At 51.0% G+C, this 20,230-nt stretch carries 18 protein-coding genes; 8 read left to right on the top strand and 10 right to left on the bottom strand.

Features of this window, described 5'->3' with window-relative positions:
* Window positions 1–188 precede the first annotated feature (188 nt).
* Window positions 189–812: a DedA family protein gene (locus HMPREF0980_RS02200; RefSeq protein WP_049727504.1), complete on the top strand. Its 624-nt coding sequence runs from the start codon at window positions 189–191 to the stop codon at window positions 810–812.
* A 42-nt stretch (window positions 813–854) separates the two neighbouring features.
* On the opposite strand, the gene HMPREF0980_RS02195 is transcribed toward HMPREF0980_RS02200, so the two are convergent.
* Window positions 855–1,439, bottom strand: coding sequence for a TetR/AcrR family transcriptional regulator (locus HMPREF0980_RS02195; protein WP_049728293.1), 585 nt, complete (start codon window positions 1,437–1,439; stop codon window positions 855–857).
* A 184-nt stretch (window positions 1,440–1,623) separates the two neighbouring features.
* On the opposite strand from HMPREF0980_RS02195, the gene HMPREF0980_RS02190 reads away from it, so the two are divergent.
* Window positions 1,624–2,631 carry an NAD-dependent epimerase/dehydratase family protein gene (locus tag HMPREF0980_RS02190; protein WP_049727503.1) on the top strand — a complete coding sequence of 336 codons (1,008 nt, stop codon included), beginning with the start codon at window positions 1,624–1,626 and terminating at the stop codon, window positions 2,629–2,631.
* Here the strand turns inward: HMPREF0980_RS02190 and HMPREF0980_RS02185 are convergent.
* The 7 genes from HMPREF0980_RS02185 to HMPREF0980_RS02155 all read right to left on the bottom strand — a co-directional run bounded on the left by HMPREF0980_RS02185 (window position 2,616) and on the right by HMPREF0980_RS02155 (window position 13,592).
* On the bottom strand, window positions 2,616–3,749 hold the full coding sequence (locus HMPREF0980_RS02185) for a glycosyl hydrolase family 18 protein (RefSeq protein WP_049727502.1): 1,134 nt from the start codon (window positions 3,747–3,749) through the stop codon (window positions 2,616–2,618). The two genes, HMPREF0980_RS02190 and HMPREF0980_RS02185, sit on opposite strands and share 16 nt — an antisense overlap.
* A 234-nt stretch (window positions 3,750–3,983) precedes the next feature.
* Window positions 3,984–7,307: an ATP-binding protein gene (locus HMPREF0980_RS02180; RefSeq protein ID WP_330375816.1), complete on the bottom strand. Its 3,324-nt coding sequence runs from the start codon at window positions 7,305–7,307 to the stop codon at window positions 3,984–3,986.
* Window positions 7,308–7,328: 21 nt separating this feature from the next.
* A complete protein-coding gene (locus HMPREF0980_RS02175) occupies window positions 7,329–9,749 on the bottom strand; it encodes an ATP-binding protein (protein ID WP_049727501.1) in 2,421 nt (806 codons plus the stop codon).
* Between the two features lie 87 nt (window positions 9,750–9,836).
* Window positions 9,837–10,580, bottom strand: coding sequence for an ATP-binding cassette domain-containing protein (locus HMPREF0980_RS02170; protein WP_049727500.1), 744 nt, complete (start codon window positions 10,578–10,580; stop codon window positions 9,837–9,839).
* A 9-nt stretch (window positions 10,581–10,589) separates the two neighbouring features.
* Window positions 10,590–12,128, bottom strand: coding sequence for an ABC transporter permease/substrate-binding protein (locus HMPREF0980_RS02165; RefSeq protein ID WP_049727499.1), 1,539 nt, complete (start codon window positions 12,126–12,128; stop codon window positions 10,590–10,592).
* The gene (locus HMPREF0980_RS02160) at window positions 12,129–12,743 is read right to left on the bottom strand and encodes a 4Fe-4S binding protein (RefSeq protein ID WP_049727498.1); all 615 of its coding nucleotides are present in this window, start codon (window positions 12,741–12,743) and stop codon (window positions 12,129–12,131) included.
* A 9-nt stretch (window positions 12,744–12,752) separates the two neighbouring features.
* Window positions 12,753–13,592, bottom strand: coding sequence for an SIR2 family NAD-dependent protein deacylase (locus tag HMPREF0980_RS02155; RefSeq protein WP_049727497.1), 840 nt, complete (start codon window positions 13,590–13,592; stop codon window positions 12,753–12,755).
* A 209-nt stretch (window positions 13,593–13,801) separates the two neighbouring features.
* Between HMPREF0980_RS02155 and HMPREF0980_RS02150 the strand changes: the two genes are divergently transcribed.
* Window positions 13,802–14,119, top strand: coding sequence for a winged helix-turn-helix transcriptional regulator (locus HMPREF0980_RS02150; protein ID WP_198146141.1), 318 nt, complete (start codon window positions 13,802–13,804; stop codon window positions 14,117–14,119).
* Between the two features lie 87 nt (window positions 14,120–14,206).
* Here HMPREF0980_RS02150 and HMPREF0980_RS02145 read toward each other — a convergent pair whose 3' ends face one another.
* On the bottom strand, window positions 14,207–14,794 hold the full coding sequence (locus HMPREF0980_RS02145; RefSeq protein WP_049727496.1) for an NAD(P)H-dependent oxidoreductase: 588 nt from the start codon (window positions 14,792–14,794) through the stop codon (window positions 14,207–14,209).
* 162 nt (window positions 14,795–14,956) lie between these two features.
* Here HMPREF0980_RS02145 and HMPREF0980_RS02140 point away from each other — a divergent pair, with 162 nt between their 5' ends.
* The 5 genes from HMPREF0980_RS02140 (at window position 14,957) to HMPREF0980_RS02120 (ending at window position 19,014) form a co-directional block, all read left to right on the top strand.
* On the top strand, window positions 14,957–15,343 hold the full coding sequence (locus HMPREF0980_RS02140) for a BlaI/MecI/CopY family transcriptional regulator (protein ID WP_049727495.1): 387 nt from the start codon (window positions 14,957–14,959) through the stop codon (window positions 15,341–15,343).
* Between the two features lies 1 nt (window position 15,344).
* On the top strand, window positions 15,345–17,138 hold the full coding sequence (locus HMPREF0980_RS02135; RefSeq protein WP_049727494.1) for a BlaR1 family beta-lactam sensor/signal transducer: 1,794 nt from the start codon (window positions 15,345–15,347) through the stop codon (window positions 17,136–17,138).
* Window positions 17,139–17,288: 150 nt separating this feature from the next.
* The gene (locus HMPREF0980_RS02130) at window positions 17,289–17,843 is read left to right on the top strand and encodes a TetR/AcrR family transcriptional regulator (RefSeq protein WP_049727493.1); all 555 of its coding nucleotides are present in this window, start codon (window positions 17,289–17,291) and stop codon (window positions 17,841–17,843) included.
* Between the two features lie 65 nt (window positions 17,844–17,908).
* The gene (locus tag HMPREF0980_RS02125) at window positions 17,909–18,589 is read left to right on the top strand and encodes a hypothetical protein (protein WP_049727492.1); all 681 of its coding nucleotides are present in this window, start codon (window positions 17,909–17,911) and stop codon (window positions 18,587–18,589) included.
* Window positions 18,586–19,014: a DUF2871 domain-containing protein gene (locus tag HMPREF0980_RS02120; RefSeq protein ID WP_049727491.1), complete on the top strand. Its 429-nt coding sequence runs from the start codon at window positions 18,586–18,588 to the stop codon at window positions 19,012–19,014. Before HMPREF0980_RS02125 ends, HMPREF0980_RS02120 begins: the two co-directional genes overlap by 4 nt.
* 8 nt (window positions 19,015–19,022) lie before the next feature.
* Here HMPREF0980_RS02120 and HMPREF0980_RS02115 read toward each other — a convergent pair whose 3' ends face one another.
* Complete coding sequence (locus tag HMPREF0980_RS02115) at window positions 19,023–20,198, bottom strand: DUF6070 family protein (RefSeq protein ID WP_049727490.1); 1,176 nt, start codon at window positions 20,196–20,198, stop codon at window positions 19,023–19,025.
* Window positions 20,199–20,230 lie beyond the last annotated feature (32 nt).

Genomic DNA, 20,230 nt, shown 5'->3' with positions numbered 1-20,230 from the left:
CACCTAAAGATTATTTTAAATTGCCTTGATTAGACATCTGAAGTCCAATAAGTATATTTTATCATCCTGCCGCGGGAATGTCACGGTGCTTTTTTCTGCCAGCCGCTTCCTTCATAAAATAAATTGTCATTGTCCTTGCCTGCCACGTCATATATATTGGATAGATTAATCAATGGCAGGTCAATTATATGCAGGAATTTGTTATTCAGGTCATGAACCAGTTTGGTTACTTAGGCATCTGTTTTCTCATTATCGTTGAAAATGTATTTCCACCTATCCCCTCTGAGGTCATCCTCTTCTTCGGGGGATTTATGACTACCTGCACGGATATGACTATCCCGGGAGTTGTGTTGTTCTCTACTCTCGGCTCTACTACCGGGGCCATGATACTGTACGAAGCGGGATGCCTGCTCACGCCGCCAAGACTGGAAGCTCTGCTTCGGACAAAGGCGCTCCGAAGGCTTGGATTCGAAAAAAAGGACGTGGAAAAGACGACCGGCTGGTTTGAAAAGCACGGGCAGAAGGCTATCCTGTTCGGAAGGTGCGTACCGATTATCCGGAGTCTGATATCCGTCCCCGCCGGCATGGCAGGAATAAAGCTCCCGCTCTTCCTCTTCTATACCGTAGTCGGAAGCACTGTCTGGAACATATTCCTCGTATCGCTCGGTGCCTTTATGGGCTCTTCCTGGAATACGATCCAGTCATATCTCAAAGCCTATTCTAACATTACCCGGATCCTTCTCTTTACACTGGCCGTGGTACTGTGCTGGCGTTACCTGCGTAAAGCTTCCCGCAGAAAAAACGGGGAATAAAGCAGACAGCGGGCAGGGAGGCAGGCAGCGTAAAGCCGCCGGCTAAGCTCCCTGCCCTTTCAGACATCCTATTCCTGACATCATGATATCTTCTGTCAAAGCCGCTATTTCCTGGGCACTTCCCGCCATTCCCTCTGCCAGCCACTTCTCAAGCACGCCGATGCACCCCGCGCTGACGAATGCGTAAAAATACTCTATCTGGCGGGGCGTTGCATCCTCAAAATAACGGGTGTACGTCTCCACGCACTTCTCCTGCCCTATCTGTATCAGACGGGCGGCAAATTCTTTGTCTCCATAGGGGCCGAGCGTCACGGTACAAATATCCGCATTGTCCTTCAGGCACTGGAACACTCCCGTCGTAATATTAAGCGGAGTCAGTTCCTTATCACGTGTGCTCAGAAGCGGTTCCAGCGACTTTTTGAAATCAGCAGTCATCTCATCCTCCATCTTTTCAAGCAGATCATATATATCCATATAGTGGGCATAGAACGTGCCTCTGTTGATACCTGCTTTCAGGCACAGTTCCTTTACCGTGATGCTCTGAATGGGCTTCTCTCCAAGAAGCGCCGTAAATGCTTTTCTGATGAGCATCCTGGTCACTCTTGCGCGGTAATCGTTCTTGCTCATTCTGTTATCCCCTTTCGCTGTAATTTCATAGAATTTGTCCAATATCAGACACGACATTCCACATATGTCTGGTAACACACGATTCGTCCTCAAGCTGTCGATTGTATACGGACATATCATATATTATAATACATATATGATAGATAATCAACACCGTGTCCATATAGCTTAGGAGGTGTTTCTTATGAAAAAGGTATATATCATCACAGGAGCCAACGGTCACCTTGGGAGAGCCATCATACTCCAGCTGCTTAAAACGGGCTCCGAGATCAGGGGCCTCATCCTGCCCGGCGACACGGAACAGCTATTTGAAAAAGTCTGCTATACCAAAGGGGATGTAACGGATACCAGGAGCCTTATCCCGCTCTTCCAGAATACTGCCGGCGCAGAAGTATTCGTTATACATGCAGCCGGCATCGTCGACATATCATGGAAGCTTTCTGAGCAAGTTTATAATGTGAATGTCAGAGGCACGGAAAATATGCTCTCCCTCTGTATGGAATACAAGATAAAAAGATTTCTCTATGTAAGTTCCGTCCATGCGATACCAGAAAAAGATAATCTAAGCGTACTACAGGAAGTTTCCTGTTTCTCGCCGGAAAAGGTACGTGGCGGGTATGCCAGGACGAAAGCGGAGGCGTCACAGGCTGTCCTCAATGCGGCTCACAGAGGTCTGGACACTGTCATCGTCCATCCCTCTGGCATGCTTGGCCCGGGCGCCCTTTCCGGCAGCTATCTCATGCAGCTTGTGGAAGACTACCTGGACGGTCTGCTTCCGGCCTGTGTCGACGGCGGATATGATTTCGTAGACGTGCGGGATGTCGCGGAAGGATGCCTGCTCGCTCTGGAAAAAGGGGGCGCCGGCGAATGCTACATACTGTCCAACAGGCACTATGAGATATGCGATATCATACACATGCTGCGGGAGGCAGCAGGAGGACGCCGTCTACCTGTCCTTCCCATATGGATGGCCCGAGCAGCATGCCCTGCCATAAGCCGATGGTTACGTATGAAGAAAAGGCGGCCCCTGTATACAAGATACTCTCTTTACACCTTGCAGAGTAACGACCGCTTTTCCCACGACAAGGCGACCTCCCAACTTGGATATATGCCCCGCGACATTCGTTCCACCCTTGAGGACACCGTCCTTTGGCTTCGTGGCAAGAATGCAAAACCTTATTTTAGTATATAGAAATTATCCCGCAGAAGCAGCCAGTTGGCCCTGAACCACTGCATAATCTGCCAGTAGCCGCAGCCCCGCAGCCCATACTCCGTTATGAGGCCGAACTTTGCCTGGAGGCTTCTCACATCTTCAAACCACACCTCATGTTCCGTGCCATTCTCCACATAGTTAAAGTATGGGCTCTGCGCGGTCTCGTCAAACCGTATAGAGGCGCCTCTCGCTATGGCAAGCTGGACGGCCTGCACATTTCCAAGCGTTTGCGCCCGTGTCACTCCCCTCTCGTACGGAAGGGGCCAGTCATATCCATAGTTTGGTATCCCGAGATTGATCTTCCAGTCAGGTATCTCCGTTACCGCGTATTCAACGACATCCCGCACCTGTGGCAGAGGGGCTACCGCCATCGGCGGCCCATAAGTATATCCCCACTCATAAGTCATGAGCAGCACGTGATCGGCGGCCTCCCCCAGTGCATGGTAGTCCTTGCCTTCATATAGAAGGCCTCTCTGTTCCGCCGACGATTTCGGCGCCAGGGCAATTGAAAGCCAGTAGCCGGCGGCACGCATGGCTTCGGCCGTCTTCCATACGAATCGTGTGAAAGCGTCACGGTCATCAGGCAGTATATATTCAAAATCAATATCAAGGCCACTATATCCTTTTTCTCTCATAACCTCCAGAAGATTAGAAATAAGGGCGTCTGACGCATAATTGTTGTATACGACCGCGCTGATAAGGCTGTTGTTGAAGCGGCCGTCCGGCCCGAGCGGCGTCAGCGTCAGGACTGCTTCTGTCCCATACCTCACTGCCTCCCGTATCATCCACCGCTCATCCAGAAGCGGGGGGACAAGCTCCCCTTCCGGCGTAAAGCCATATGAAAATATCGGCAGTTCGGACAAAAACGGCAATGTCTGCTGAAGTACCCATCTGCTGATAAACGGATAGGCATATCCGCTCACATATATACTTCTCTGCGGACTTCTCGCCCCTGTCTGGATAAGCAGCGCCTGCCCGATCGCAAGCCGGTACGGATATATGAGCTGGTTATCATAGATGAGCTTCCAGACTTCTACGCCGTACGCCGCCGCGATGCTGTCTATATTATCTCCTTCCATTACTACATGTATCTCCATATAATCCTCATATCAATGTCTGTTGCTTTTAGTATATGCACTACTTGCAGCAAGCTTTCGCTACACTTTCATCCTGAACAGGCCGTGCCTGTTGCAGAAGGCATAGAGATACCCGTGCCCCCTTCTTGCAAACCGGGTCTCCGCACTCTGTTCCGGATACAGCTTCGCGAACTGTACACCGTTAGCCGTGACATAAGCGAAAAAGGATACCGCAGCAGCTGTATGTCGAATGTATTAATTGGTGAGCTGATGCATGATTTGCAGCAGCCGGTTGATTTCCAGCGGTTTTGTTACATGTGCGTCCATACCGGCCTGCTTTGCACGGTATGCATCATCCACAAACGCGTTGGCTGTTAGCGCTATGATAGGAATATGTGCGGCATCCGGCCTCTCTCCTGCATCGCCGAGACTCCGTATCGCCCTGGCGGCGCTGTACCCGTCCATGACCGGCATCTGAATATCCATCAATATGAGGGCATACGTTCCAGGCGCATTTGCAAGGAACGTTTCCACAGCCGCTTTGCCATTGTCTGCACAGTCTGTCTCGATGCCGTTCATAGACAGCAGATCCACAACTATCTCCTGATTGAGGATATTGTCCTCTGCCAGAAGAATACGAGTGCCGGGCACAAATTTATATTCTGCTTCTACCGGCTCCTCCTCCCTGGCGGCGTCCGGACTGCTGTCATCCTGCACTAGTTTCAGATATACCGTGACGGCAAACTTTGTGCCTTCGTTTAAGCGGCTGTCTACCTGAATCGTACCGTTCATCATCTGTACAAGATTAAGAGTTATGGAAAGGCCAAGGCCTGTTCCCTGAATCTGGCTGACACGTTCGTCCTCCGCCCGCTCAAACGGCAGGAACAATTTGTCAAGGAATTCCGGCGACATGCCGATACCGTCATCTTCCACGATAAACTCAAAACATCCCACGCCGCTTTCGCTTGACAGCTTCTCTTCCAGGCTGGCTGTGATATGTCCGCCCTCCTGCGTATATTTTACAGCGTTAGAAAGCAGGTTTATCAATATCTGCTTCAGACGGACAGTGTCTCCATACACTGCTCCATGCTTTCCTTCTTTTCTTACGACATGAAAATGCTGGTTCTTCTGTTCAGCGTCCGGCCTGATTATGTCCGATACTTCCTCCAGAAAGCTGTCCAGCATGATGACGTCTTCACTGAGGCTCATGCTTCCGGACTCGATCTTCGACATATCCAGCACTTCATTGATCAGACCGAGAAGATGCCTGCCGGAAAGGTCAATCTTGGACATGCAGTCTGTAATTCTTTCATCGTCTCCAAGACTGTTCCGGGCAATTGCCGCCATCCCCATAATCGCGTTCATCGGAGTGCGGATGTCGTGGCTCATTCTGGACAGGAAGTCGGATTTTGCCTGGTTTGCACGGTTTACGGAAGCATACGCCTCTTCCAGTGCAAGCTTGGCTTTTTTCTCTTCTTCATAGTATTCCAGCTCCTTCTGCTTTTCCGCACTGATGTTCCTGAATGCGAATATAGCGTTTTCTTCGGCACTGCTGCCTGCCGCGGTCAAATGGACTTCCATCCGGAACCAGCAGGCAGACTTCTTATGCCTGAACTCGACCTCGAGATGTCCGGAACGCCCGGCAAGTTTCCTGTAAATGCCGTCTCTGTCACAGATGCCGGCAACCTTTTCCCTGTCTGCATCCGCCACGTCTTTTAACAAATAGCCGCACAACTCGCCTGAGTAGCTGCCGCTTCGGGAAAGGCTTTCGCCTCTGTCCGCCTCCGGCAGACGTACGGCGTAGTAGCTGTCCTCCTGCAGATTTACATAAAATATGCTTACGTACACATCATTGATCGCCTGAAGCGCCGACTGGTTCATCCGCAGCCGCTCGCTGCTCTCCGACAGCTTTGACTTCATCTTATGTATATTATGAAGCGCGCCTACCACGCGGATCGGCCGCCCGCCTTCCAGCATAAGCCTGCTGTTCACCCGATGCCAGACATATGCTCCCGGCCGCCCTTCCGGCGTGGAACAACGCACCTCAAACACTTCCGTACGGCCGTTGCATATATTGTCAATAACCGTAGAGACGTCGTCAGGATGTACAATTTCATGTTTCAGCAGGACCTTAGAGTAGTCCTGTATCTCATTGCGGAGGACTCCTCTTCCGGTTCTCGGTTCGTAGCTGATGAACGTGTCAGAATCCATCAGATATTCAAACATGATGGCAGAGCTGGCCTCCATCGCCACCCGGTACATCTCGTGTTCCCGGTCCAGCCTCTGCTGCAGGATTCTGCGCTGTGTGGCATCTACCACCGTGCGCTGAAGGATATCTTCGCCTTCCGGAGTCACTCCTACAATCATGCTCGTACCGTCCATCCAGTGGATGGATCCGTCTCTCCAGCGCACCCGGTATTCACAGTCCCGGCGGTCCCCTATCCTCTTGAGCATACCGTACGCATTGCCCAGAATTTTTCTGTCCTCTTCAATTACCGCTCCCATCACGCCGTCATGCCAGTCATTTTTACCGGATTCCATGCTGTCATAGCCCATAAGCGCTATGACTGCCCTGTTCAAAGATATGAGGCTGAAGCTTTTGTCCCTGTGTCTGACGAACCGTATGATCCCGCACGGCACCGTCGCGTATATGCTTGTGAGCAGTTCGGTCTGTTCCCTCAGGCGCTGTGCATCCTGCTCGGAACGGGTTATATCAAGATACAGGCTGTTCACCATCCACCTGCCGTCTGCATCCATCGACTTCTTCCCGCTGTCCATCACCCATTTGAGGCTTCCGTCCTTGCAGCGCACCCTGTACTTGGTCGAATATATGAGGCCGCCGTCCTTAAATGCCTCGGCACAGTCCGCCAATGCCTTCGGAAGATCCGGAGGATAGACATTGCCTACTGCAGATCCTCCCGTCGCCTCCATAAATTCGTCTACCGTATAACCGAATAGCGCGGCCGCCTCCTGGCTCACGAACGCATAGGAATATGTATCATCGTCATTGCTGATTTTAAGGCCGCCCGCGATGGAGGACATGATTACCTCAAACTGCCGGTTCCTCTGCCTTATCTCCTCTTCAAGACTGGACAGCTGCTCCTGGATATACTCATACGACTGCTTCCCGATCTTATCAGGGAATTTCTCATCTCCTACCATCTCCTGGTACGGGTTTGAGCAATGGATATGTGCACATTTCAGCCCCTCTTCCGTCTCCTGGAACACATAGGTTACTCTCTGGTGTACTCTCAGGTACATACCGGCACTTCGGTCTGTCTCAATCCACATGCGTCCCATCACAATATAGACATCTGACTCAGGACAGATGGCATCATATTCCTCTTCCGATATGTTACATCTTGGAATCGCGCCCTTATAATTCCGAAACCGGTTCACGCAAGCCTCCCGCCCTGACGCACATTCTTCCTCACCCGCCCCAAGCCAGGAAATCTGAGGGGCAAAGAGGGCCGTAACCCCCTCTATATCATTCTCACAATAGTGCTTATGCATCATGACGCTGGCCAGCCTCTTCGCTTCTTCCATACGCTGCCGGCATATTCTCTCTTCTAGTTTCACGCTGTCCTCCCCCACATTCGTTTATCTTTCCGCTTCTGCACCGCCAGCTGGTTCTCTACCGCTGCGTTTCCTCCACGCGGTACTGTTAGCCAATATCCTTTTCAACTGCTCCATGGATACAGGTTTCGCAAGATGTCCGTTCATGCCTGCCTGACGGGCACGCCTGACGTCTTCGGCAAAAGCGTCGGCAGTCAGCGCGATGATCGGCAGTTCCTCAATCCGCTCCATCCCACAGCCGCGAATCTCTTTTGCGGCTTCATATCCATTCATTACCGGCATCTGCACATCCATAAAGATGATATCGTAATAAAGGGGCGGGCGTGACCGCACCGCTTCTACCGCCTGTCTGCCATTTTCCGCGCCGTCCACCTGTGTTCCGAGCAGTTCCAGCATCTCCGTCGCAATCTGCCTGTTCAGCTCATTGTCCTCTACGAGAAGGACCCTGAGTCCGGAAAAAGACTCTGGCTCCCGTTGCGTGTCCACCGGTTTTGCAATAGCCGGGCTGTCACATTTCGTCAGATACAAGGTAATCGTGAACTTCGACCCCTTCCTGTACTCACTATCAATCTGAATATCACCGCCCATCATAGCTATGAGGTTCCTTACAATCGTCATCCCAAGTCCCGTTCCCGTGACTTTGCTTATCCTGCTGTCATCCGCACGGCTGAACGGTTCAAATATATGTTCCACATATTCCGGTTCCATGCCGATTCCATTGTCCTTGATAATGAACTCGTAAGTGCCTATCTCGTTCTCTTCCTTTTTGAGCTCGTGCAAGGAAAGAGAGATGATGCCTCCCTCTTCCGTATATTTGGACGCGTTGGACAGGACATTTACAAGAATCTGGCTGAGCCTTCCCGCATCTGCGAGAACCTTCGAATGTATGTCCTTGTCAACATCGACGCGCAATGTCTGATTCCTCTTCTCTGTCGATACCCGGAGCATATCGGCCGCCTCGTCCACCAGTTCATGCAGGTCAAGCTCTCTTTCCGTCAGCTCGAATGTACCGCTTTCAATCTTGCTTACATCCAGCACCTCGTTGATAAGTTCTAGCAGCCGTCTGCCGGAACCGGCAATCGTTTCCAGATACTCCCTGACCTTCTTTTCATCTCCTGTATTCATCAATGCAAGTTCTGTCATGCCGATAATGGCATTCATCGGCGTACGGATGTCATGGCTCATCCTGGACAGGAAATCACTTTTTGCCTGGCTCGCCCGCTCCGCTTTATCCAGCGCCTCCTCCAGCATCTGCTTCGTCCTTCGTTCCTTTTCAATCGTCTCTTCCTGTATCCGCCGCTCCTCGTCAATATTTCTCGAGAGCGTAATCTCAATCAGATCGTCCGTATGTGGGCTCTCTACCCTCACGACCTGCGTAAAATTCCAGTGGTAGCCGCCGTCTTCTCCGAGATGCGGCACTTCCATGGACACGATACGCTCCCCCTGCAGATACGTGCTGATCAGGGCACTCCGCCGGAACTTCCTCATAAACTCATCCTGGTAATCCGGATGGACACCGGCCAGTTCAAACGCAATCAAATCATCAAAGCTGCCGTAGTCGTCCGGTCTTTTGACCTGAGACCGCTCATATTCGAGCATGTGATACGTATTCCGGGTCAGGTTGACAGCGATGAGCATCTGGTAGGCTGCTCTCGCCGCCGTCGCAAGCTGGCTGATTTCTACATTAAGCTGCTGTTCCTGCATGGCTTCATCGTGTACATCATGAAATACGAGCACGCACCAGCATTCCCGCTCATCTGCAGCGTCTATTCTTGCCACGGCAAACTCTGCTATGCGATATCCGCCATCCTTGGACAGACGCCGCAGCCGCCTCGTAATCCGCTTCTTCCCGCTAATAAACGACTCCAGCATCGCCTCTCGGGAAAAGCATGCATTAAACTGTTCCAGATCATCCGGATGAATCACCTTGGCAGCATAATTACGGTTTTCCACGCCAAAATTGCCTTGTTCCGGTATATCTGTCCAGAATGTATCTTTCTGGCAGTTGACATAATAGTCGTCTGTCAGATTGGCGATGATACATTCGTCAAATACAGTAACAAGGCTCTGCGCATACATATGCTGTATATTCCTGATATCCTGTTCTTCCTCAAGGTCAAGCCTGTGAGGGGAAGCGGTCACTGCTATCGCACGTACGCTCCCGTCCCAAGTAATCCGGCTGGCTGTCACATCAACAGTCGTGTGAAGCAGCGGATCCGGACACACGATATGGCAGGATGTCCTGTCCCCCAGGCTCTTCAGAGGGCAGCATGCACACACCTCAGGCCATACATCATGGCATTTGGCGCCTATCACGGCTCTGCCCCGTCCGTTTTCCCGACAGCGTTCATTAAAGTACAGCAGCCTGTGTGTCTCTTCTTCTATAACATAAACGCTCATATCGGTCAGCGCATCGAGTAGATCAGCCAGATTGTCGGCAGACATAGGTTCATCTCCTTATCCCGGTCCATATCCGTCTAATAAGATACGTCTATTATACACGTAAAGGAGAAAAATAGAAAGGGCTTTCTACTAACATAAATCCTGCCTTTCTTTCTCCACCAGCCTGCTTACAAATTCTGTCCCGGGACTTAAAAGCAGCTCCGCAGGCGTACCGTACTGCTGTATCTTTCCCTGATCCATCACAAGCACTTTCGTACCGAGCTTCAATGCCTCTGATATGTCATGGGTCACAAAAAGTATCGTGATTCCCGTCTTTTCATGAATCTGCTTCAGTTCAGTCTGCAGTTGTCCCCTCGTTATCTCGTCGACAGCTCCGAACGGCTCATCCATCAGCAGTATATCCGGAGATGCCGCAAGCGCCCTTGCGATTCCGACTCTCTGCTGCTGCCCTCCGGACAGCTCTGACGGATATCGGCCCCTCAGCTCTTCTTCAAGGCCCACGATACCCATCCATTTGCTCACCGCTTCCTTCGTCTTCTTTTTATTCTTCCTGTTCAGCAGATTCGGTACGTACGATATGTTCTGTTCCACCGTCATATGGGGAAACAGGACACTTCCCTGTATCGCATAGCCGATATTCCGGCGCAGCTCTATCATATTTTCATCCCGAATATCCCTGCCATTGACAATGACCGAGCCTCCGGTCGGAGTAACAAGCCCATTGGCCATCTTCAGTATCGTCGTCTTTCCACACCCGGAGGAGCCTATGACAGTGACGAATTCTCCTTGTTCTACTGACATGCTGAATCCTTCTATGATTGCCTTGCCACCGTAGACCTTCTTGATATCCCGGTACTCTATCGCTTTATTCATTATGACCTCCTACCTGAGCAGTCCTGCGTCATTTAAAAATTGTTCTGCCACATCTTTCGGTTCCATCCCCTCTGCCTCCACCTTATTGTTCAGCTCAGCCATCCGGGCATCCGTGAGAATATCCGTCACCTTGTCCAGCACGTCCAGCAGTTCGGGATGCTCTGCCAGCATCTCGGAGCGTACGACATTGCCGCACATATAGGACGGATAGAACTGCCTGTCATCTTCCAGCACCGTTACATCCGTCGTGCTGAGCTGGCCGTCCGTCGTAAAGATGATCATTGCATCAATCTTTCCCTGCTTTATCGCCTCGTATTTAAGCCCTATATCCATGTCCATCGTATTGCCGAACCGGAATCCGTATGCCTCGCACAATGCGTCATAACCATCCTCCCGCTCGAAGAAATCATACTCTGCCCCAAAGGTAAGCTTATCGGCTGCCTTCTGCAGGTCGGAACATGTTTTCAGACCATATTCGTCGGCTACCTCTTTTCGAACTGCAAGGCCATACGTATTGTTGAATCCATACATCCCCTGCCACTGCATGTCATATTTGTCCTTATATTCTTGTTCCATCTTCTCAAACAAGTCTTCCGTATAAAGCCCCTCTTCCTTCAGCACCATGTTCCATCCTGTACCGGTATATTCCGGATAGATATCAAACTCTCCCTTTTCCATCGCAGGCTGGATATTAGACGTCCCGCCGCCTACCCCCTGTGTCACCTCCGCCTCAAGGTCCGTGTCCTGTTCAATCAGGATACGGAGCATCTCTCCCAGGATATACTGTTCTGTCATCGGCTTGGTCGCAATCTGTATCGTATCTTTTTTATTGAAATTTACAAGTCCGGCCACTATTAGGACGAAGCACAGCAGGCCGGCCGTAATCTTGGCAGCTCTTCCCTTCCCTTTTGCCTTCGCCCCCGTCCTCTGCATACTCTTTTCTACGATACCGAGGATAAAGTCGACGACAAGGGCAAGGATTGCAATGAGCAGGCTCCCCGCCATCGTCATGGCCGCATTGTTCGTGGTGATGCCGCGGTAGATTGCCACGCCAAGCCCGCCCGCTCCGATAAAGGAAGCGATGCCGGCCAGCGCTATCGTCATGGTCACCATGTTCCGTATGCCTGACATGACAACCGGCATTGCCAGCGGAAGCTTGATCTTATAGAGCATCTGGAATCTGGTGCTGCCCATTCCTTTGGCCGCCTCCAGTATGCCTGCGTCCACATTCGTAATGCCGGTGTGGGTAGCCCGCACCATCGGCAGCAGCGCATAGACCGTGAGCGCGATGACCGCTGTGACATTTCCCACTCCGGAGAATGGGATGAGGAACCCAAGCATAGATATGGACGGAATGGTATAAAGAAATCCAATCACTCCGAGCGTCGGTTTTGCGGCCCTGTCATATTCGCTGATAAGTATTCCGGCTATCCCTCCGAATATTATGGCCGTCAAAATTGCGACGAGCGATATCTCCAAATGTTCGAGCAGCAGCTTCGCAAAAAAACCGCTCCGCTCTGTAAGCATAATCCAAATATTCTGCATCATCTACAGCTCCCTTCCTGCGACTGCCTCTGCCGGACAGCTCTCATAACAAAGTCCGCAGTGCAGGCAGTGTTCCTGCACAATCTCATACGGCGTATTCCCAAGTATACTCTGCTGTGGACAGATATCCCGGCAGACGCCGCAACCGGTACACTTGTCTGTAATGTAATACCCTTTCACGGTATTCTTATGCTCTCCGAACAGAAACGTTTTCCTGTAAACGTGCGGCTGTCCAAGATCGAAGAATTCCAGTTCTCCGTTTTCAATACGGAATGCTTCCAGTATGTACCTGCTCTCCCCGGGATATACGTCTATCATTGAAGGATTTGCTTCAAATATACGGTCTATCTTCTCCTTCTGATCTTCCACCCTGCGTGCCGGGCCGCTCAGCCTTATCATCTGGTACCTCTGGTTCATGCCCGTAACCGCGACGTTCCCTGACTGCACCAGCTCTTTGTAAAAGGCCTTTCCCCTCGCCGTACAGAAATAAAGCTTCTCCTCCTCCACGAGCATCACATCTATCATTCTCACCTGAGGTTTACCTTTTGCATCAACGGTCGCAAATGCAACATCTTTGATCTCTCTCAGCATGTTGAGACAATCCTGTGCGTTCATCATCGCACCTCCTTATGTTCTATCGTTCATGAGCTGTTCCACTGCTTCTGCTATGTCTGTGTCTACGCACAGCGCCTTATCCCTGATTTCCGCGGGCGCCCATGCCTGGCCTTTGTTCACGCAGATATAAAAGGCATGTTCATATTTTGCCGTCATCTGCCAGAACGGATACTTGATAATTCCAGGGGTGTTCATTCCAACGCCAAGTTCCAGAAAAACCAACTTTTTCCCGCTGTTTCTTCTGATAAACTGCTCGTATCTTCCACATGCCGCGTGCCATGCTTCGTCTTCGATGAAATACCCGTCACAGCGAAGATGTACTTCCATATTCCCCCCGCATACCGGGCACTTCGGGATGAGAGCGGCCGGTATCCTTAAGCCGTGCTGCTGCCGGATCATCTCACGTACCTGCCGCTCGTTGTCGTACAGTCTGCTATGGCATGCTTTTGCACACTGGAACTGTCCGTAATCGCCCTGGACCGCAAAGATTCTGTCCTCATCAAAGCCTGCTGCCCAGAACTGGTGATCTACGTTCGTCGTTATGACAAAATATTCCTTTTCGTCCACCAGGCTGCGTATATCCATATACAGGCGGGACTGCTTCTGGTCATAACGGTTACAGTAGATATGCCGGCTCCAGTATGCCCACTTTTCTTCCATTGTCGGAAATGGATAGAAGCCCGCGCTGTACATGTCTGTCATACCGTACCTGTCTATAAACTCCGCAAAATTCTTCTGAAACCTCTCTCCCGAATACTCGTATCCTGCTGCCGCGGAGAGGCCGCTTCCTCCCCCTATGGCGACAGCGTCCGCCTCCATAATCAAATCATGTAGTCTTTTCACGGCATCCATCCTTTCACCTCCAACCGCTATTGCAATATTGCCCTGTCCTTCTTCATGCCTGTCTATATTTTATTTCATCTCCTCTCACAATGGAAGTACGCACTTCAAAGTGGCATAGCTTCCATTCAGATACCTTGTTTCTAAAATATACCTTGCGGTTCCTCCGCGTCTGTCCTATAGTGGATATAGGAAGATACTATGCTTTGGAGGTGGAACATATGTTGAAAGATATCCCTGAGTGTCCTGTAGAGATGACACTAAAATTGATTGGCGACAAATGGAAAGTGCTTATCATCCGTGATCTGCTAAGTGGTACAAAGCGCTTCAGCGAACTGATGAAGTCTGTCAGCGGAATTACACAAAAGGTGCTTACCAGCCATCTGCGCGCAATGGAAGCCGATGGTCTCCTGACACGCAAAATCTATCCCGAGGTACCGCCTCGTGTCGAATATACGCTGACAGAGACCGGATACAGCCTGGAACCGGTTCTGGATGCCATGACGGTATGGGGCCGTACATATAAATCATCCCTGTAGACGATAAAAGCAGACACTGTACCTTGTAGAGTACAGCGCCCGCTTTTTCACATGCGGAAAGTATAGCTGTCCAGGAAGAACAGCTCCTTACCACTGCTTCGCCTCCCTCACGGTCCTCTCCACTGCTTCGCTCCATTGCCGCTCCCTGTCTATCTCTTGTATATCCATGCCTTCCGCACAGATGTACCGGAAACCGGGGATACCGAGCATTCCGCATACTGCTTCCAGATATATGCTTCCGGGTTCATTATCTCCTACATAACCGCCCGCTGTCTGTATATACATAAGCTTTTCAGCAGAACAGCGCCCAACCGACCTGGACCCTTCGTACGCAAATGCAATCCCATTCACGAAGATGTGCTCGATATAAACCTTAAGCATAGACGGAAAGGACAGGTCCCAGTACGGGGCGCCTATAAGGATCCGGTCCGCACCGGCAAACTGTCTCGCAGAATGGAACATATGGTGGCTGAGCTCCCCCGCCCTGACAAGGTCGTCACGCCGAACGATATCCTCCTCTGTCAGTGGTATCATGCCTTCCTCTTTTAACACGAGAGTATCCACCTCATAGTCCGGGTGGTTTTTCTTCCATTCATCTAAAAAAATACGGCAGAGCCTTCTAGTCCTTGACGCCATGCCTTCCTTCGTACAACTGTCTACAAATAATACTTTCACGTTGACCTCCAAAAAATGTGTTCTGCTCCTATGTTACCACCTCCCGCCTGTTATTTCAAATACATATTGGAGCAGTCCGGTGACGCCCGTATTTATTGACAATGCCCGGCAGAAACGATATAATCTATCTATTACAATCGTAAGATTTAAGGAGGAGTTGTTATGGCAGCACTGCCCCAGATATCCGAGGCCGAATATGAAGTGATGAAGATCGTATGGAAGTATGCTCCGGTCAGCACGAACGAGATAACAGAACGGCTGACTGCTGTTACAGACTGGAGCCCTAAGACAGTCCAGACTCTCATCAAGCGGCTTGTGAACAAGGGTGCCCTCACTTATGAGAAACAGAGCCGGGTCTTCGTCTATACCCCGCTTGTGGAAGAGCAGGAATATGTGAACGCGGAAAGCAGCTCCTTTCTGAAACGTTTCTATAACGGGGATATCACCGCTATGCTCTCTGCCTACCTTGAAGAGGACAGGCTGTCAGAAGAGGACATCCGCTCCCTTCGCTCCCTTCTCTCCAGCAGTTCCAAAAAAGGAGGGGAGTAATATGGATTTTAGCGTCCGCTTTCTCATATGTAATGTTTTTATTGCTGCCATCGTCGGTATCCTCCTGGCGGTCAGGTATGGTTTGAAAAGGCTGTTGTCAGCCCGCAGGAAGTACCAGCTCTGGTTCCTTCTGCTCGCACTTCTCGCCGTACCGTTTCTTCCTGTGCGTATGCCCGGATTCGGCCGGGTAATATCATGGTTCACCAAAGGGGATGTCCGTTCGGGGACCGGTATGTCGACAGCTGAAGGAGCTGCACGTACTGTACGGCAGGACATTTCATCTCGCTGGATTGATGATTTCAGCATCTCAGTGAGCCGGAAGGCACCTGCCTCCGCAGGGACGCTGCTGCTTGTCATATGGATGGCAGGCATGCTTGCCATGACTGCGCTGCTGATTCGTTCCGCCCTTCGGCTGAATGACATCAGACGGTCGTCCGTGGAGCTTCAGAACGTTAAAGTTCTGGCGCTTTACGACAGCTGCCTGCGTGAGGCAGGCATCAGCCGCAACATACCAATCCGCGCCACCGCTTTCTTAAAATCTCCAGTCATCACAGGACTCATAAGGCCGTGCATCTACCTGCCGCTCCATCTCATATCTGATTATAATCCGTCTGATATGCGGTACATGCTGCTGCATGAGCTTCAGCATTACAGGCATAAAGACGCCCTCGTCAACAATCTTATGAATGCCGTCAAAATACTGTATTGGTTCAACCCGTTCGTGTGGATCGCTTTCAAAGAGATGCACAGCGACCGGGAGACCGCATGTGATTCCGCCGTTCTGGGGCTGTTGGATGCAGCAGATTATGAAACATATGGCCATACGCTTATCAGCTTTGCCGAGAAGATTTCTCTCGCCCCCTTCCCCTTTGCCTCCGGCATGGGAGGGAATCTCGTACAGCTCAGGAAGAGGATACTGAACATCTCCTCATACGAGCCGGAGACTGCATCGAAACGGATACTGGGGAGATGCGTCTACTGTCTTACCGCACTGGTTCTGCTCGGCGCTGCTCCTGCACTTTCTACTTACGCCTCAGGCGAGGATTATTACAGCTTTGCCGCAGAAGAAGAACAGATATCACGCCCCGACCTGTCCTCTTATTTCAGCGGATATGACGGCACCTTCGTACTCTATGACGATACGGCGGACTCCTGGCTCATATATGACGAGGAGCAGGCAGCTCTTCGCGTACCGCCCAACTCGACCTATAAAATCTACGGTGCCCTGCTCGGCCTGGAGACCGGTGTCATCTCCCCTGGAACGACACAGATGGAATGGGACGGACAGAACTATCCATTTGATGAATGGAATCAGGACCAGGACCTGGGTTCAGCCATGCAAAGCTCTGTAAACTGGTATTTCCAGTCTATCGACAGACAGGCCGGCGCTACGGCGGTAAAGGATTTCCTGACGAGGCTGCACTATGGCAACGAGGACAGCAGCGGAGGGATAGATTCCTACTGGATGGAATCTTCTCTTAAAATCTCTGCCATCGAACAGGTCGAGCTTTTAAAGCATCTGTATGGATATGATGTTCCAGCGGACAAACCAAACATAGATGAAGTAAAGAACGCCCTGTTCCTGTCAAAAGAGGGAGATGCGGCTCTTTATGGCAAGACTGGAACCGGGCGTGTGGACGGAAAAGATGTGAACGGCTCGTTCGTCGGCTGGGTGGAGCTGCCGGACCGTACCTGCTTCTTCGCCGCCAATATTCAGGGGGATGCCGAAGCCACGGGAGCTGCCGCTTCACAGGCGGCAAGGTCCATCCTGTCAGACATGCAGCTCCTTGACTGACACGGTATCCCAGCTTGACCAATGTACAATACGGTGCAGCAATATGCGGCCTGTCAAGACGACAAAGATATCTCCGGCATCTTGACAGGCCGTGTTGTTTAGATTATAATGAACACTGTTCATATTCATTTTTGTAAGGAGAAGATTGCGATGAATAAAGGCGTGACGTCTAAAGAAGCCATACTTGCCGCATCCCGGGGCATTGTCATGGAAAAGGGCATATCTGCCGTCAGCATGCGCTCCGTAGCGGATGCCTGCAACATAGCGGTGGGGTCCCTGTACAATTACTTTCCGTCCAAGGCGGAACTGCTCAGTGCCGCCGTAGAAGATGTGTGGCGCGATATCTTTCATATGGGCGATTGTACGGAGTCCGATTCCTTCTCCGGCTGTCTGATCTGGCTGTTTGAGCGCGTACAGAAAGGATGCGCCCGGTATCCGGGATTTTTCACCTTCCATTCCGTCAGCTTTGCGGCTGGAGAGAAAGAGAGGGGGCGGCTCGTAATGCAGCAGTATTTCGGGCACATAAAAGAACGCCTGGCGCAGGTATTGAAAAATGACAGGAACGTTCGTCCTGACGCGTTCGGTACCGGCCTGACCGCGGAAGAATTTGTGGATTTCATCTTTACCGTTTTTACATCTATGCTGCTAAACGGACAGGACAATTACAGGCCGCTGCTCGAGATCGTCTCCCGCTGCATATACTGACCTGTGCCCTTGTAAACTGACGCTATCATCGCTGTTTGGAAAAGACGAAAAGGAGGTGCCTGACAATGCAGGCAATTATGGAGACATCATTTGATGCAGTCTACCTTATTACAGTAATCACGCTCGGAATACTTATGATCCGCAGAAGCCGGGGGACAAAGCAGTATCTGCTCTTCGGCGTCATGGCTGTGACACTCGGGGCCGGTGATGCGTTTCATCTCGTTCCCCGCGCCGTGGCACTTTGTACGACAGGGCTCAGCCAATACACTGCCGTACTCGGCATCGGAAAATTTATCACATCTATAACCATGACCGTATTTTACATACTGCTCTACTATGTCTGGCGGCTTCGCTACCGCATAACGGGGCATATAGGCCTGACCGCCACTGTCTATGCGCTTGCACTGCTGCGCATTATACTCTGTCTGTTTCCCCAGAACGGCTGGACATCTGCCGATGCTCCGCTTGGCTGGGGCATCGGACGCAACATCCCATTCGCCCTCATGGGGCTGCTTATCATCGTCCTCTTCTACAAATCTGCAGGAGCGCATAACGACGGGCCGTTCCGGCTGATGTGGCTGACGATAGTCTTAAGCTTCGCTTTTTATATTCCTGTCGTGCTGTTCGCCGATACCGTCCCCGCGGTAGGAATGCTGATGATTCCTAAGACATGCGCTTATGTGTGGACCGTGCTCATTGGCTATATTGACATGAACAGACATTTGAAAGGAGTTGATACGATATGAAGAAATTATGGCGTATTTCATTTATTTATCTGCTGGCCGGCATAGCCTCTGGCGTATTCTACCGCGAATACACAAAATATATGGCTTTTGGCGGCAGGACCACGCTGGCATTCACCCATGTGCACCTGATCGTGCTCGGCACGCTGCTGTTCCTTATCCTGATGCTGTTCTGCAGGGATTCCCGTCTCCTGCAGAACCGGAAGTTCAAAGTCTTCCTGATATTGTATAATATTGCCCTGCCTCTTATGGCAGTCATGCTCCTGGTCCGCGGAATCACGCAGGTTCGGGCACTGCCGCTGGGCAAAGGTGCAGATGCGGCGATTTCGGGAATTGCCGGAATATCGCACATCATGATAACAGCTGCACTGGTCGTACTTATGCTTGCACTGAAAAACTGTTATGTGGATACGATTCAGCGTGACTGAATGATGTGCTATCCGTTCCCCCCATAGTATTCCTGCCATTGTTCCTCTGTCAGCCTGTCCATATACCATTCCGGCTCCACGTTCTCATCCGATGGCACGACATGGTTGGATACATATTGATATCCGCCCCCGTTAAGCGGTCTGACGACTACCTCATGGCGGAACGCTTTTTCTAGGCTCTTCTTGGGCCAGACCGCATTGACGGTCAGTTTGAGCGTTCCGTCCTCATTCTCTTCATATGATACCACCTCAGGAAACGGGACATCCGGCGTAGTACCCTTGTCATACAGTCCACGGGGCCTGTACTCGTAAGTGTTCTTTTCTTCATAGTAGGTAGTCCTCTGCCGGATCGCCTGGCTGTCTATCTGGAAGAAATCTTGGAATACAGCTTCAAATTCCTCTTCCGGAACTTCATATGTCCGGCCCGTAAGAGCGAACTCATAAGGTGCGGCTTTCCCTGTCTTCATCGTGTACAGCTTTTCATACAGATCATATAGGTTCAGGTTCCTGTAATCGTCCTCATCCCAGTCGGTCGTAAACATATTGTTCTGATGATACCCGGCCGGAAGCAAATACTTCCGGTTCAGCTCTCTGCACGAATCATCGAGCGGCTGCAGCCGTACGGCCACCCGGCCGCTGCCGGCTCCGGTCAGGCTGTTACGCTCAAAGAACAGGTAGCCCTCCTCATCACAGACCCATGTCTTCGTCCTGTACGCTTCCTTATAATCGGACTTTGGCACGCCCCCCTCCCAGTAGAGCGAACTCTTTAGTACATCCACATTGCCGTTAGCTGTCTTAAGATCATAACGCGTAAATCCTCCACTGTCATTGACGATGAACAGCGATACCCCGGCTTCTTTCTTCTCTTCAACCTGCCTTGCGAACATCCTTACCTTTTCCGGATTCTCCATATTGACCTGATTATAAAAATCGCTTGCCGCATATCCTTCTTTTCCGATACGCTCTACAATGAGGCGTGTCGTCTCAAATGTTCCGACCGCATCTTCTTTCACAGCTTTTTTGTATATATCACGATATCCTTTCGCTATCTGAATCGACTCTTCAAAGGGCATCCCTGCGCCTTCTTCCTTCCGGACTCCGTCATCCGGTCCTGAAGACCTGCCGCAGCCTCCTGTCAGCAGCGTCAGGAATATGCATAATACTATGACTCCTCTTCGGTTCATAAGCCTTCCTCCTTATTCTTACATCTGTAATA

Source organism: Dorea sp. D27 (genome assembly GCF_001185345.1).
In the GTDB taxonomy this organism is placed as follows: Bacteria; Bacillota; Clostridia; order Lachnospirales; family Lachnospiraceae; genus Extibacter.
Note: the sequence above shows the minus strand (reverse complement) of the source record. Positions and strands in the feature narration are given on the sequence as shown.

What these genes read in the sequence shown, in the direction of transcription:
- HMPREF0980_RS02135 (WP_049727494.1), top strand. Translation starts at nt 15,345, where the DNA reads ATGGATTTTAGCGTCCGCTTTCTCATATGTAATGTTTTTATTGCTGCC.
- HMPREF0980_RS02140 (WP_049727495.1), top strand. Translation starts at nt 14,957, where the DNA reads ATGGCAGCACTGCCCCAGATATCCGAGGCCGAATATGAAGTGATGAAG.
- HMPREF0980_RS02175 (WP_049727501.1), bottom strand. Translation starts at nt 9,749, where the DNA reads ATGTCTGCCGACAATCTGGCTGATCTACTCGATGCGCTGACCGATATG.
- HMPREF0980_RS02155 (WP_049727497.1), bottom strand. Translation starts at nt 13,592, where the DNA reads ATGGATGCCGTGAAAAGACTACATGATTTGATTATGGAGGCGGACGCT.
- HMPREF0980_RS02115 (WP_049727490.1), bottom strand. Translation starts at nt 20,198, where the DNA reads ATGAACCGAAGAGGAGTCATAGTATTATGCATATTCCTGACGCTGCTG.
- HMPREF0980_RS02120 (WP_049727491.1), top strand. Translation starts at nt 18,586, where the DNA reads ATGAAGAAATTATGGCGTATTTCATTTATTTATCTGCTGGCCGGCATA.
- HMPREF0980_RS02195 (WP_049728293.1), bottom strand. Translation starts at nt 1,439, where the DNA reads ATGAGCAAGAACGATTACCGCGCAAGAGTGACCAGGATGCTCATCAGA.
- HMPREF0980_RS02200 (WP_049727504.1), top strand. Translation starts at nt 189, where the DNA reads ATGCAGGAATTTGTTATTCAGGTCATGAACCAGTTTGGTTACTTAGGC.
- HMPREF0980_RS02185 (WP_049727502.1), bottom strand. Translation starts at nt 3,749, where the DNA reads ATGGAGATACATGTAGTAATGGAAGGAGATAATATAGACAGCATCGCG.
- HMPREF0980_RS02130 (WP_049727493.1), top strand. Translation starts at nt 17,289, where the DNA reads ATGAATAAAGGCGTGACGTCTAAAGAAGCCATACTTGCCGCATCCCGG.
- HMPREF0980_RS02190 (WP_049727503.1), top strand. Translation starts at nt 1,624, where the DNA reads ATGAAAAAGGTATATATCATCACAGGAGCCAACGGTCACCTTGGGAGA.
- HMPREF0980_RS02170 (WP_049727500.1), bottom strand. Translation starts at nt 10,580, where the DNA reads ATGAATAAAGCGATAGAGTACCGGGATATCAAGAAGGTCTACGGTGGC.
- HMPREF0980_RS02150 (WP_198146141.1), top strand. Translation starts at nt 13,802, where the DNA reads ATGTTGAAAGATATCCCTGAGTGTCCTGTAGAGATGACACTAAAATTG.
- HMPREF0980_RS02160 (WP_049727498.1), bottom strand. Translation starts at nt 12,743, where the DNA reads ATGATGAACGCACAGGATTGTCTCAACATGCTGAGAGAGATCAAAGAT.
- HMPREF0980_RS02165 (WP_049727499.1), bottom strand. Translation starts at nt 12,128, where the DNA reads ATGATGCAGAATATTTGGATTATGCTTACAGAGCGGAGCGGTTTTTTT.
- HMPREF0980_RS02125 (WP_049727492.1), top strand. Translation starts at nt 17,909, where the DNA reads ATGCAGGCAATTATGGAGACATCATTTGATGCAGTCTACCTTATTACA.